Here is a 12,339-nt window from a genome sequence, read left to right on the forward strand (position 1 = left end):
ATTTTATAACAACGTATTTATTGATAATCTTTCATAATAAGACAAGGCATGATACTCACTTTAGTAGCATGTGATGGCATAAAACATTAAGGAGTCTGACATGGACTTTATGCAATACTGGCAGATCAGCGACATGGTGACAAAGACGTTGTTCTTTTTGTTACTTGCGTTATCTATTCTCTCTTGGGTGACAGGTATCGTCCGCGTATTGCAAAGTCGCAAACTGGCGACTAGTGTGGCAGATGACTTGAGTCAACAACTACAAGCAAAGCAGGCCGATTTGGTTGGCTCTGATGCCGCCGCTCGTCGTTTGGTGACCGAGCAAACATTGCTTAAGCACATAGGGCGCTACCGTTTTGCGAGTGAACGCGGCTTACCTATTCTTGGAACGACGGCAGCGATCGCGCCATTTATCGGCTTATTTGGTACGGTGTGGGGTATTTTCCACGCGCTGCATAATATTGGTATGAGTGGACAGGCAGGATTGGGACAAGTGGCAGGCCCCGTTGGTGAGGCACTAATTATGACCGGTCTTGGTATCGCCGTGGCTATTCCAGCTGTCGTGTTTTACAACCTGGCAGTACGTATCAATCGCCGTGTGATGTATCAAGCCAATGATAGAGCACATGATCTATTGTCTAGGTCTGCTGAGCCTGTGCCATCGTCTACCAGCCCGAATGCGGGCGCAACATCGGTGCAGGCGGTCAAAGGCAATCGCTCAAATGATATTAATGCAGCAGTAGACACGCAGCAAGCGCGCCACTACAGCAGCTCTGTGGCAAAATAAAAAAGCACCTCTTGGCGGCATGACAATAAACACAAGTATTGAGAATAATTATGGCATTTCAACTGGGTGATGATGACGTTCAAGGTATGAATGAGATGAACCTCATTCCGCTTATCGATATCATGCTGGTATTGATGATTATCTTTTTATTGACAGCGACCGTGCTGAATCCGACGGTTCCTTTAGATTTGCCAAAGACCAGTGCTGAGGTCAATCAAACACCGCCAGAAGCCATTCAAATTAGTATTGATAAAGACGCGGGCATATTTTGGGACAGCGATCCCATCAGCATGGAAGCGCTAGAGACGCGTCTGCAAGAGCAAGGCGCAACCGGCAAAGATCCTTCAGTGCAACTGCGCGCCGATAAAGAAGGTAAGTATGATACGGTCGCTCAGGTCTTGGCGGCTGCCAGTCAAGCAGGACTTACCAAGATTGCCTTTGTCAATGAATAATGACAGCGATAAACGGTAGTAAGTAGTAATAAGCAGCGAAATGCAACGTCCGTTACAGCAAAAAATTGGCGATATAAATCAACAAGCCAATGAATAGCACGAGCGCCATAACAATAATAAGAACGATTAAAATAATAAGCTTTTCTCCGACCTCAGTGACGACTTAAACCTCAAATTAAGTCATCACTGAGGTTTTCTTTTTACCAGCCATACCCAAATGGACGGTAGCCAAAGCCCAGATGTCCGTAACCAAACGGATAAGGCGAGCGCAAGTAATCCAGATCGCGCTGACGTATATAGTAGTAGCGTCCTTGAGAGTAAGCTTCTTCTAATTTCTCAATACCTTCTAATGGACAGACTGGCTGCCAGTCATAGCCTTCGCGACCGAGCTTATAAGCATTCAGCTCGGTACAGTAGTTTTTCAGACCTTGCTGTCGTCCTTGCTCCCACTGTATACGGTTAGGACTTGCGCCGCCGACACTGGCGCAGCTGTTGGTATAGTGCCCAAAGTAAGCCCCTGAACGACCTTGTAGACCATCGGCATAACCGACTTCTTGCCAGTTACTGCTTTGACATTGCTGCGGGGACAGGCTTTGGGTGGTGGCACAGCCTGACACTGTCAGCACGATTGCGCCAAGTAGCGATAAGCTTATGCCAGTTTTGCTCAGGAGTTTACCTGTCAGCTTGCGAGCGTGATAAGCGCTTGATGAGTTTGACTTAATAAGATAATTCATAATAAACCTGCGCGCGTTTAAAATTATGGTTTATCATAGCACTTTTTTACACCGACCACTTTTTGTATGTGGCTATGCTACTGATGATTAGGTGCTCTAAATATCTGATTTAACAGTATAACTGACAAATACAGAGTGAGCCATATAGCCAGTTTTTGAATAGTAGTTGAGTGGCAGTGCTTGATTTTTGCGGGTTCGAGCGCATTATAAGTCTTGCTATATCGTTATCTGTCATGTGAGTAGTAGCCAGTTCACGTTAACGATTTATAGGATAGTTATTTATAAAGCCGTTATTTTTACTGTTAGCGTAGACAGTGGTTATCAGCTGTGACAGTTATATTGATATTGTTTAGCATCATTTTTATTTAGTAAAAAGGCCAGAGCATCATGGGAACATTGATTGGCGTTATCATTGTACTATTCGTCTTAGGGAGTATGATGGCGCTCAAACCGAATGGTATCGATCAGCGTTTAGACAAGCTGCGTATGACCGCGCGCCGTTTGCAGCTTAATCCAAAGCTCGTTGCTTGTCCTGATTGGATCAAAGGTCGTGATAATGAATATGGCCGCGGTATGCTTGGGCAATATTGTCTGATATTAGAAGAGACCAAGCTGCCGCATACACGTTACCAAGTGATCGATGGACAATGGCGACCAGATAGCAGTTTTGTTGATACCAGTGATGATGCGAAAACACTCCATATTCCAAGTGCCATTCGCTCTACGCAAAGCAGCAATAATGTGACGGTGAAAAAAACCGATTTTAGCTTGGACAAAGCGCCATTAGAGCTACCAGTAAGCATTGAACCATTTGTTAAAGGGCTGATGACCAAGGCAAATAGCATTATCATCTATTGGGAAGACATTGCTTACGTGCGCCCAAACTCTAATCCCACGTATCATCAGCAACGGATTGAGGCAGATCTGTTAGTGCTCAAAGCCAATCTTGAGAAGTGGGCGATACAAATGCAAAAAGAAGTGAAAGGCTAGTAAAGCACTTTTTTGTCTCCATTAAAGGGCGATATGCAAGCAGTTTTTCATATTCAATTTATTTAAAGTTGACAGTTTAACGCTTAGCAGTGTAACGTCTTTATAACTATATCTTTATTTTATGGTTATAATTTGTTTTATAACCTTTTTTATCAGCAGCCATTATTACTATAAATTCCTTTACTGCTGAGTGTAATTTCACTTTTAGTTTACTTATATTTTTTAATTTACCTATATTATGGTGTCGTCGAATATGGCAAAAACCACAACCAAAAAAGCCGCAGCACCAGCTGCTGACAGCCCAAAGGGCAAGTCTTTGGTGATTGTAGAATCACCAGCCAAGGCAAAAACGATTAATAAATATCTTGGCGATGACTTTATCGTACGCTCAAGTATCGGCCACGTCCGTGATTTGCCGGTCAGTGCGAGCAAAAGTGCAAAGAAAGCAACGACCGCTAAAAAAGATGACAGTCTGACCAAAGAAGAAAAAGCACAGCAAGCACTGGTGCGCCGTATGGGCATAGATCCAGAGCATGACTGGGCTGCTGTCTATGAAGTATTGCCAAACAAAACCAAGGTCATCAAAGAGCTTAAAGCACTCGCCAAAGACGCTGACAAAATCTATCTGGCAACAGATATGGATAGAGAAGGGGAAGCGATCGCTTGGCATTTAAAAGAAGTCATCGGCGGCCCTGATAGCAAGTATCAACGTGTGGTCTTTAACGAGATTACCAAATCTGCCATCCAAAATGCCTTTAAACAACCATCAAAGCTCGATATCGATCGTGTCAATGCTCAGCAAGCTCGTCGGTTCTTGGACCGTGTCGTTGGCTTTATGGTATCGCCATTATTATGGCAAAAGATTGCCCGTGGACTGTCTGCAGGCCGCGTACAGTCAGTCGCTATGCGTCTGGTCGTTGAGCGTGAGCATGAAATTCGCGCGTTCATTCCAAAAGAGTACTGGCAGATTCATGCAGACACGCACGTTGCTAATGGCAACGCTAAAAAAGCCTCAGATGCTGAGCAAATCGGTATCCGTTTAGAGGCGACCAAGCAAGGCGGCAAAACGCTAAAGCTTGGTAATAAAGAGCAGACCGATAAAGTGCTTGAGATACTTAAAGCAAGCGATTTTATCGTCAAAGAGCGTGAAGAAAAGCCAACGCAGTCGCGTCCAAGTGCGCCTTTTATTACTTCGACCTTGCAACAGGCTGCTAGTACGCGGCTAGGATTTTCTGTTAAAAAGACCATGATTTTAGCGCAGCGTCTGTATGAAGCGGGTCATATTACTTATATGCGTACCGACTCAACGTTCTTGTCGGGTGATGCACTTGCTGCGGTCCGAGGTCATATCGAAGACAGCTATGGCGCAAAGTATGTGCCAGAAAAGCCAAATTTCTATGGTAATAAGCAAGGCGCACAAGAGGCGCATGAAGCGATTCGTCCCTCTAATGTCCATATGAAATCAACGCAGCTAAAAGGTGTGGAGCGCGATGCGATACGTCTATATGAGCTAATCTGGCGTCAGTTTGTGGCGTGTCAGATGTTGCCTGCCAAATATCTATCAGTGAACCTGTTTGTCGGTGCAAGCGATATCGAGCTAAAAGCACGCGGTCGTACCATGGTATTTGATGGCTATACAAGAGTCATGCCACCAGCCAAGACTGACGATACCTTACTGCCTGATGTCAAAAAAGGCGACAAATTAAACCTAGATAAGCTAGATCCAAGTCAGCATTTTACCAAGCCTGCGCCTCGCTATACTGAAGCAAGCCTAGTTAAAGAGCTTGAGAAAAAAGGTATCGGTCGTCCATCGACGTATGCCTCCATTATCTCGACCATTCAAGATCGTGGTTATGTGAAGCTTGAGAACAAGCGTCTGTTTGCTGAAAAAATGGGTGATATCGTCACCGATAGATTGACGGCCAGCTTCCCAGACTTGATGGATTACACCTTTACTGCTGCGCTTGAAGACAAGCTCGATCATGTCGCTGAGGGTGAGCAAGATTGGAAAGATGTGCTCGATAATTTCTATGGCGAGTTCAAAACCACACTTGAGCATGCCAAAGGCAAAGATGGTATGCGTCCGAATGATCCGACTGATGTGCCAGATGTGCATTGCGATATCTGTGATCGTCCGATGCAGCTGCGTACAGGCTCAACAGGCGTATTCTTGGGCTGTACTGGCTATAATCTACCGCCGAAAGAGCGCTGTAAAGGCACCAAAAATTTAATGCCAGTCGAAGCATTTGCCAACTTAGATGATGCAGAAGGCGATGATGAAGCGGCAGAAGTTAAAGATTTGATGGAGAAAAAACGCTGTCCGAAATGTGGCACGGCGATGAATGGTTACATCGTAGATGGTGGCCTCAAACTACACATCTGCGGTAACAACCCTGATTGTGACGGTTATATCCTAGAAGAAGGTAAGTTCGAAGTACCGGGCTCAGATGCACCAACCATCGACTGTAATAAGTGCGATGGGCAGATGGAGCTTAAAACAGGACGCTTTGGTCCGTATTTTGCTTGTCAGAACTGCGATAACACTCGCAAGGTACTCAAAACAGGCGAAGCAGCACCGCCACGTATGGATCCAATCCATCTACCGGAGCTAAAATCGACCAAGCATGATGATTACTTCATTTTGCGTGAAGGCGCGGCTGGTATGTTCCTCGCGGCCTCTAAGTTTCCAAAGGTTAGAGAAACGCGTCCACCGAAACTTGCTGAGCTACGGGAAATTAAAGACAAGATGGAAGACAAGTTCCAGTATCTGTTTGCAGGGCCAGATGAAGATCCTGAGGGTAACCCAACCATCTTGCGCTGGTCGCGTAAGAAAAAAGAGCAGTACATTGGCTCTGAAAAGAATGGTAAGGCCACGCGTTGGGGTGTGTACTGGCGTAAAGGCGAGTGGGTAGAAGAGTAATAACTTCTCTATCGACCATAAAAAAACCTCTTAGATGCTAAGAGGTTTTTTTGTGCTATCAATAATAGCTAAGTGTAGACGCTATTAGCTCTTTTCGATAATACCACAAGCAACGCGATCGCCTGATGCGCCTGAAGGCTGGCTAGTGTAATCATCTGCGCCTGCATGGACGATAAAGGCTAAGCGATTGACACTATATTTACCAGCTTCATCAGCCGTGATTTTTTTGTTCACATAGTTGATGGTAGCGACACCATCTTCATTGGCTGTTAGGTTAGGCAGGTCGCCCGCATGGCCATTCATGTCATCTGGATTAGAGTGTGGTTTGTTGTCAGGGTTAAAGTGACCACCTGCCGCTTTACCCATGTCAGCACAGCTGCCTGTCTCATGGATATGCAGTGCCACTGTTTGGCCCGGCTGTAAATTCATCAGCTTACCATAGACCTGTACGCCGCCGTCAACAGGACGTAGGAACATCTGTCCGACTTCGTTCTTATCACCGCTTACCGCTTTGATGGTTGATTTCAAAGTAGGCTGAGACAAAGGGTTGCCCGTTTGCATTTGGCTTTCGACAGTTTGGCAACCAGTCATCGCTAACGCTGAACCACATAATAGAGCACTTGCAAGCATTATCTTATTCATTATTATCTCCAGTTGTTTTATTCATTATTTAGAACATAATTAAAGTCACAAATATCTGTATTTATTGTTCTGTTAGAGCGCGTATCGATATTCGTTAACATCACCGTCAGTATAGCCAAGCAAACTCTATAGTTATTCATCAAATGCGCAACAATCGGTTAATAAATGTAAGTAACGTATGGGTTTGAAAAATCAGATGGCAAAAAAATTAATTAAATCAAATGAACGACAGAGCGTATTGGATTACCTAAAAACATGAATTGGTAATGAACAGGCTGTTAGTAAACTAACGATCAATAAGCATAAAAAAGCCGCCCATCATCGTGATGAGCGGCTCTTATTTTTTAAGAATTTGACTAACGAATACTCAATTAGTTGTGTAGCGCTTTGCCAGAGGTTTTATCGACCGTCACTTTTGCAGGTTTTAGGGGTTTTGGCATATCTACCAAAGCAACCTTTAATATCTCTTCAATCGTGGCGACTGGTTGAATGGTCAAGCCTTCTTTGACGTTATCAGGGATATCAGCCAAATCACGCTCATTGGTCGCTGGGATCAAGACGTGCTTGATGCCGCCACGATGCGCCGCGAGTAGTTTTTCTTTAAGACCACCAATACGTAGGATTTTACCACGCAAGGTGATCTCACCTGTCATCGCGATGTCTGGACGAATGGCAATACCTGTCAAGGCAGAGACCAGTGCTGTCGTCAGTGCACCACCAGCAGAGGGGCCGTCTTTTGGCGTCGCGCCTTCTGGCATATGGACATGGATGTCCGTGGTTTTGATCGTCTCGTAGTCAATACCTAAGCTATCACCGCGAGCACGAACCACACTCATCGCCGCACGAATCGACTCTTTCATCACATCGCCGAGTGAACCAGTAAAGCTAAGCTCCCCTTTACCTTTCATACCGACCGCTTCGATGGTCAACAGCTCACCACCGACCTGTGTCCACGCAAGACCAGTGATACGACCAATCTCAGGCTCTTCTTCTGCCAGACCGTAGTCGTACTGATGCACGCCTAGATAGTCATCGATATTTTTGTCATCGACGGTCACTAGCTGACGTTCCGCTTTTTTCGGAGCACGCGCACCATGAGTTTCAACCGAACCGCGAACCACTTTACGGCAGATTTTATTCACTTCACGCTCAAGATTACGTACACCTGCTTCACGCGTATAGCGCTGAACGATGCTATGCAATGCCGCTTCAACAATCTCAATCTCGCCTTCTTTGAGACCGTTATTCTTAATCGCTTTTGGCACGAGGTACTTCTGTGCGATATTGACCTTTTCTTCTTCGGTATAACCTGGCAAGCGAATGACTTCCATACGGTCAAGTAGCGCAGGCGGAATATCCATGCTATTGGCAGTACAGATGAACATGACTTGCGACAAGTCTAAGTCCATATCTAAATAATGGTCGTTAAAGGTGTCGTTCTGTGAAGGGTCCAATACTTCGAGCAAAGCTGATGCTGGATCACCGCGAAAGTCTTGCGCCATCTTATCGATTTCATCCAATAGGAATAGCGGGTTTTTCACTTCTACCTTCGCAAGCGATTGCACAATTTTACCTGGCATCGCACCGATATAGGTACGGCGATGGCCACGAATCTCAGCTTCATCACGCACGCCGCCAAGTGCCATACGCACAAACTTACGACCTGTAGCACGGGCAATCGACTCACCCAATGACGTTTTACCCACACCTGGAGGACCGACGAGACAAAGAATCGGGCCACGTAGTTTTTTCACACGTGATTGTACGGCGAGATACTCTAAGATGCGATCTTTCACATCTTGCAGGCCATAATGATCTTCGTCTAAGACGGTTTTGGCTTTATCTAGATTGATCGAGACTTTGGTCGTCGCATTCCACGGCGTATCCAAAATCCATTCAATGTAGTTGCGTACCACTGACGATTCGCTCGATGCAGGCGGCATCATTTTGAGTTTTTTAAACTCTTGCTCTGCTTTTTTGCGCACATCATCTGGCAAGTCAGCATCTTCGAGACGCTGCTCTAGCTCAGCCACATCATCTTCACCATCGAACGCGCCGTCATTCATATCTGACAGCTCGTTTTTGATGGCTTTCATCTTCTCATTCAAGAAGTATTCGCGCTGATTGTCTTCCATCTGCTGACGAACGGCATCTTGGATATCTTGTTCGATATTTTGCTCAGCACTTTGCTTGACCAGATATTCAGTCAAGGTGTTGATGTGCGTTTTGACATCGTTTTCTTCTAAGAACGACTGCTTGATATCAAGATCCATCGAGACGCGAGTTGAGATAAAGTACACAAGCTCAAGCAAATCATCGATACGCTTCGCCACGCGGGTCAGCTCACGGGAATTACGCAGACGCGCATCCGCATAGCCTTCAAACAGGGTAGTCAACGCCTGAATGGTGTTTTTTTGCTGGCTCTCATCCATAGTGACATCAAGATCAGCACGCTCAAATCTCGCCATCAATAGATCATCATGACTTTCGATGTTATCGACACGGGCGCGATATTGACCTTCGATCAATACTTTGATGCAGTTCTCATCGCTATCGTGCGGCATGGTGCTGACGATGCGGCACACCGTACCGTATTGATACAAGTTGTCTTGATCAATGTCTTCGGTCAATGAGTCTTTTTGCGCGACGACCAGTACTTTGTTGCCATACTCGGCCTGTGCCAGCTCAACGGCTTTCACCGATGGCGCACGTCCCACAAACAAGGCGATCTGCATGTGTGGATAAACGACGACATCTCGCAATGCCAAGAGTGGCAAATAACTTTCATCTTGGCTATCGTTTACGTCTTTGTTATTAGAATCAGTATTATCAAGATCAGTGTTTTTGACATCAGTTGACGCTGTCTCTAGCGCATCATTAGACGAGGTATCTGCCTCGTTATTTTCTGCAGTAGGCGTTGAAACGTCGACATCAATGTCGATATTGTCTTGGGTTATTTTATGTTCACTCATATATTTTTCCTCTTTCCCCAGACTTGTAAAGTCAAGTTCGTGGTTCATGTCTAGATAAATGGTGTCCACAGATAAAATTGCAAGGCTCATTGATAAAGTCGCACGCTTATCTTTGTTAAATAGTTGTCTGGGTACATAGTCATTAACAATGTGATTGGCTTATAAGTGACAATACAGACAGCAAGTATAGAGGGTTTGATAGGTGCGGATGACACTTGAATACTGTTGATGTCTACTCGGTTCTATACGTAGGCTTTATATCCAAAATAAGGTAAACTGGCGCGCGTCTAAAAACGCGTCTGAGAAACGATCTGATATTGAGACGTTTTAGACAGCAAAGCGCTATTCATCGGTGTCAATATTCATAGGTCTCAATGGGACCAAGCTATAAAGAGCAAGGGGCAACACATGGCCATCAATGCGGTACTGCTGGCAGTTATTATTATGCTAGGACTGTCACTTTCGCGAGTGCACGTGGTGCTCAGTTTATTAATCGGGGCGCTGGCAGGTGGATTATTAGCAGGTCTTGGTATTACCGACACGTTAAATGCCTTCCAAGAAGGTATCCGTAATGGCGCAGAGATTGCGCTATCGTATGCCTTGCTGGGGGCTTTTGCAGTAGCGATTGCACATTCGGGCTTACCGCAATCGTTGGCAGGGACAGTAATTAGACGCATTGATGCCGCTGGCACGAGCGGGATGATTAAATATATGCTGTTTGCAGGTCTTATCACCATGAGCTGCTTTAGCCAAAACTTAATTCCCATTCATATTGCCTTTATTCCGTTACTGGTACCGCCGCTGTTATTGGCATTTAATCGAATGCAGATTGATAGACGCTTAATTGCTTGTCTGATTACTTTTGGGCTGGTCACCACCTATATGTTTATTCCTTATGGGTTTGGCGATATTTACCTCAATCAGATCATGCTAAAAAACGTAGGTGAAGCGGGCATTGATGTCGCCAATATTTCTGTGGTGAAGGCCATGGCGATCCCTGCGCTCGGCATGCTAATTGGTCTGCTGGTCGCGGTATTTATTAGTTATCGTAAGCCACGTGCGTATCAGCAAATAGCGATAGACCAGCAAGCGCATGATGCCGTCGTAGAAGGCGATGCATTAAGCAAAACTGCCGCTGGTGCACAGTCGCAAAGTAAGCTAAAAACGCTGGTTGCATTGGCTGCTATCGTGACGGCTTTCGTTGTGCAGTTATACACTGATTCGCTACTACTTGGCTCAATGTTTGGCTTTGGCGTATTTATGGCAACAGGTGTGGTGAAGTGGCGTGATGCTGATGGCGTCTTTAATGACGGTATCAAGCTGATGGCGATGATTGGCTTTATTATGATTACGGCGCAAGGCTTTGCTGAAGTTATGAAAGCCACTGAGCAGATTCAGCCATTAGTTGATGGTGCGGCGTCACTGTTCGGTGGTAATAAAGCGATGGCAGCATTTATCATGCTATTAATTGGTTTGATTGTGACCATGGGTATTGGTTCATCATTCTCGACCATTCCTATTTTGGCCGCGATTTATGTGCCGCTATGTATCTCTTTGGGTTTTTCGCCACTCGCGACGGTAGCAATTATCGGTACGGCTGGCGCGCTGGGTGATGCAGGTTCGCCTGCGTCAGATTCGACATTGGGGCCAACCTCTGGTCTAAATATTGACGGACAGCATGACCATATCAAGGACAGTGTGGTACCGACTTTCTTACATTACAACATTCCACTATTAGCCTTTGGTTGGATTGCAGCGATGGTGTTGTAGTAAATGATTCGAATGATTGGGTTTAATATAAAGGGCGAGTATAGCTATAAGCTATGCTTGCCTTTTTCATTTCTCTTTATTGCTTAATTAATATGCTTTTTAATAATCTTCATCAAAATCTTTGATTTCACCATTCAAACTGCTCAAAAATGCATCACTTTGCGCGAGCAATTCATTGAAGCGATCTTCATTGACGAGCCGTGTCATTTCATCAGCGCTAAACGGTTGTTCTTGACTATAGTAGCGTTGCTCTCTAGCGTCCTCATTGCCCAGTGTTTGCAAATATTCATCCACATTGTCTGCACTGGAATCAGTAGTGCTAGAGTCTTTTTCAAATTGTTTATCGTCTTTCATTAAAACCACCTTATGCTGCTTGGCGTAATTAAGCCATCTAATGGCACATCCCACGGCTGACGTTGTAACGCTTCAACCACCTGAAAATCATAACACCAGCCAATTTTAAGCGGTCTTGACGCCCCAGAACGATAGCTTTTGCCAAGCGTCGTATCATAAAAACCGCCACCCATGCCCATACGATTACCGTGTTTATCTACCGCGACTAACGGACAGATAATAACGTCTAATTCTGATGCCCATAGCAGAGCGCGGCTGTGATTTTGCTTCATGCCGAGCTGATGAATGCGAGTGGGGACATTGATTAGTTTTGAGTGGTAAACAGGCACAAAACGCAACCGTTTATCATCACTACCATTACTAGTACGACCGAGAGAACCAACGACAGGTAAATAAGGTAAATAGCCTAAGCGTCCGCACCAATCAAGCAGTGGCTGAGTGGGTAGCTCACCAAAGCCATCATAATATAACCCAACACGTGCCTTTGCTGGCAGTCGCTGCTGTAACTTAGACAGATGCAGGCTCGCTGCTTGCGCCAAATTCCTACGTGCGCTTTCGCTTAACTGGCGACGCTGGCGGGTAAAGTGTTGTCTAGGTGGGTTAATTAGCGTGGGTTCTTGTGAGTTAAGCGTTTTTGACTCAGTGGGTATGGTTTCAGAGTGCATAAGTAGACTATCCAATGAAATATCAGAATGATGAGGGTCGCTTTTAGACATTC

10 protein-coding genes are annotated in these 12,339 nt (G+C 45.3%); 5 read left to right on the forward strand and 5 right to left on the reverse strand.

Annotation, left to right across the window (positions count from 1 at the left end; all coding sequences use genetic code 11):
- Positions 1-100: 100 nt before the first annotated feature.
- Both I3255_RS06785 and I3255_RS06790 read left to right on the forward strand, forming a co-directional pair.
- Entirely contained in the window at positions 101-787 is a 687-nt protein-coding gene (locus I3255_RS06785; RefSeq protein WP_238038135.1) for a MotA/TolQ/ExbB proton channel family protein, read from the forward strand.
- Positions 788-837: 50 nt separating this feature from the next.
- Positions 838-1,239, forward strand: a complete 402-nt coding sequence (locus I3255_RS06790; protein WP_238038136.1) for a biopolymer transporter ExbD — start codon at positions 838-840, stop codon at positions 1,237-1,239.
- Between the two features lie 200 nt (positions 1,240-1,439).
- Here the strand turns inward: I3255_RS06790 and I3255_RS06795 are convergent, their stop codons facing one another.
- Positions 1,440-1,973, reverse strand: coding sequence for a DUF2799 domain-containing protein (locus I3255_RS06795; protein ID WP_238038137.1), 534 nt, complete (start codon positions 1,971-1,973; stop codon positions 1,440-1,442).
- A gap of 387 nt (positions 1,974-2,360) precedes the next feature.
- Here I3255_RS06795 and I3255_RS06800 point away from each other — a divergent pair, with 387 nt between their 5' ends.
- The gene (locus I3255_RS06800) at positions 2,361-2,963 is read left to right on the forward strand and encodes a hypothetical protein (protein WP_238038138.1); all 603 of its coding nucleotides are present in this window, start codon (positions 2,361-2,363) and stop codon (positions 2,961-2,963) included.
- 253 nt (positions 2,964-3,216) lie between these two features.
- A complete protein-coding gene (topA, locus tag I3255_RS06805) occupies positions 3,217-5,883 on the forward strand; it encodes a type I DNA topoisomerase (RefSeq protein ID WP_238038139.1) in 2,667 nt (888 codons plus the stop codon).
- 84 nt (positions 5,884-5,967) lie between these two features.
- Here the strand turns inward: topA and I3255_RS06810 are convergent, their stop codons facing one another.
- Together I3255_RS06810 and lon are read right to left on the reverse strand one after the other, a co-directional pair.
- Positions 5,968-6,525: a superoxide dismutase family protein gene (locus I3255_RS06810; RefSeq protein ID WP_238038140.1), complete on the reverse strand. Its 558-nt coding sequence runs from the start codon at positions 6,523-6,525 to the stop codon at positions 5,968-5,970.
- Between the two features lie 371 nt (positions 6,526-6,896).
- Entirely contained in the window at positions 6,897-9,497 is a 2,601-nt protein-coding gene (gene lon, locus I3255_RS06815) for an endopeptidase La (RefSeq protein WP_238038141.1), read from the reverse strand.
- A gap of 408 nt (positions 9,498-9,905) precedes the next feature.
- On the opposite strand from lon, the gene I3255_RS06820 reads away from it, so the two are divergent.
- Complete coding sequence (locus I3255_RS06820; protein WP_238038142.1) at positions 9,906-11,267, forward strand: Na+/H+ antiporter NhaC family protein; 1,362 nt, start codon at positions 9,906-9,908, stop codon at positions 11,265-11,267.
- 99 nt (positions 11,268-11,366) lie between these two features.
- On the opposite strand, the gene I3255_RS06825 is transcribed toward I3255_RS06820, so the two are convergent.
- On the reverse strand, positions 11,367-11,621 hold the full coding sequence (locus I3255_RS06825; protein ID WP_238038143.1) for a hypothetical protein: 255 nt from the start codon (positions 11,619-11,621) through the stop codon (positions 11,367-11,369).
- Positions 11,621-12,286: a 5-formyltetrahydrofolate cyclo-ligase gene (locus I3255_RS06830; RefSeq protein ID WP_238038144.1), complete on the reverse strand. Its 666-nt coding sequence runs from the start codon at positions 12,284-12,286 to the stop codon at positions 11,621-11,623. The genes I3255_RS06825 and I3255_RS06830 overlap by 1 nt, the downstream gene beginning before the upstream one ends.
- Positions 12,287-12,339 lie beyond the last annotated feature (53 nt).

Origin of the sequence: Psychrobacter sp. Ps6 (genome assembly GCF_022129235.1) — a bacterium.
In the GTDB taxonomy this organism is placed as follows: domain Bacteria; phylum Pseudomonadota; class Gammaproteobacteria; order Pseudomonadales; family Moraxellaceae; genus Psychrobacter.

What these genes read in the sequence shown, in the direction of transcription:
- topA (WP_238038139.1), top strand. Translation starts at nt 3,217, where the DNA reads ATGGCAAAAACCACAACCAAAAAAGCCGCAGCACCAGCTGCTGACAGC.
- lon (WP_238038141.1), bottom strand. Translation starts at nt 9,497, where the DNA reads ATGAGTGAACATAAAATAACCCAAGACAATATCGACATTGATGTCGAC.
- I3255_RS06810 (WP_238038140.1), bottom strand. Translation starts at nt 6,525, where the DNA reads ATGAATAAGATAATGCTTGCAAGTGCTCTATTATGTGGTTCAGCGTTA.
- I3255_RS06795 (WP_238038137.1), bottom strand. Translation starts at nt 1,973, where the DNA reads ATGAATTATCTTATTAAGTCAAACTCATCAAGCGCTTATCACGCTCGC.
- I3255_RS06825 (WP_238038143.1), bottom strand. Translation starts at nt 11,621, where the DNA reads ATGAAAGACGATAAACAATTTGAAAAAGACTCTAGCACTACTGATTCC.
- I3255_RS06790 (WP_238038136.1), top strand. Translation starts at nt 838, where the DNA reads ATGGCATTTCAACTGGGTGATGATGACGTTCAAGGTATGAATGAGATG.
- I3255_RS06785 (WP_238038135.1), top strand. Translation starts at nt 101, where the DNA reads ATGGACTTTATGCAATACTGGCAGATCAGCGACATGGTGACAAAGACG.
- I3255_RS06830 (WP_238038144.1), bottom strand. Translation starts at nt 12,286, where the DNA reads ATGCACTCTGAAACCATACCCACTGAGTCAAAAACGCTTAACTCACAA.
- I3255_RS06820 (WP_238038142.1), top strand. Translation starts at nt 9,906, where the DNA reads ATGGCCATCAATGCGGTACTGCTGGCAGTTATTATTATGCTAGGACTG.
- I3255_RS06800 (WP_238038138.1), top strand. Translation starts at nt 2,361, where the DNA reads ATGGGAACATTGATTGGCGTTATCATTGTACTATTCGTCTTAGGGAGT.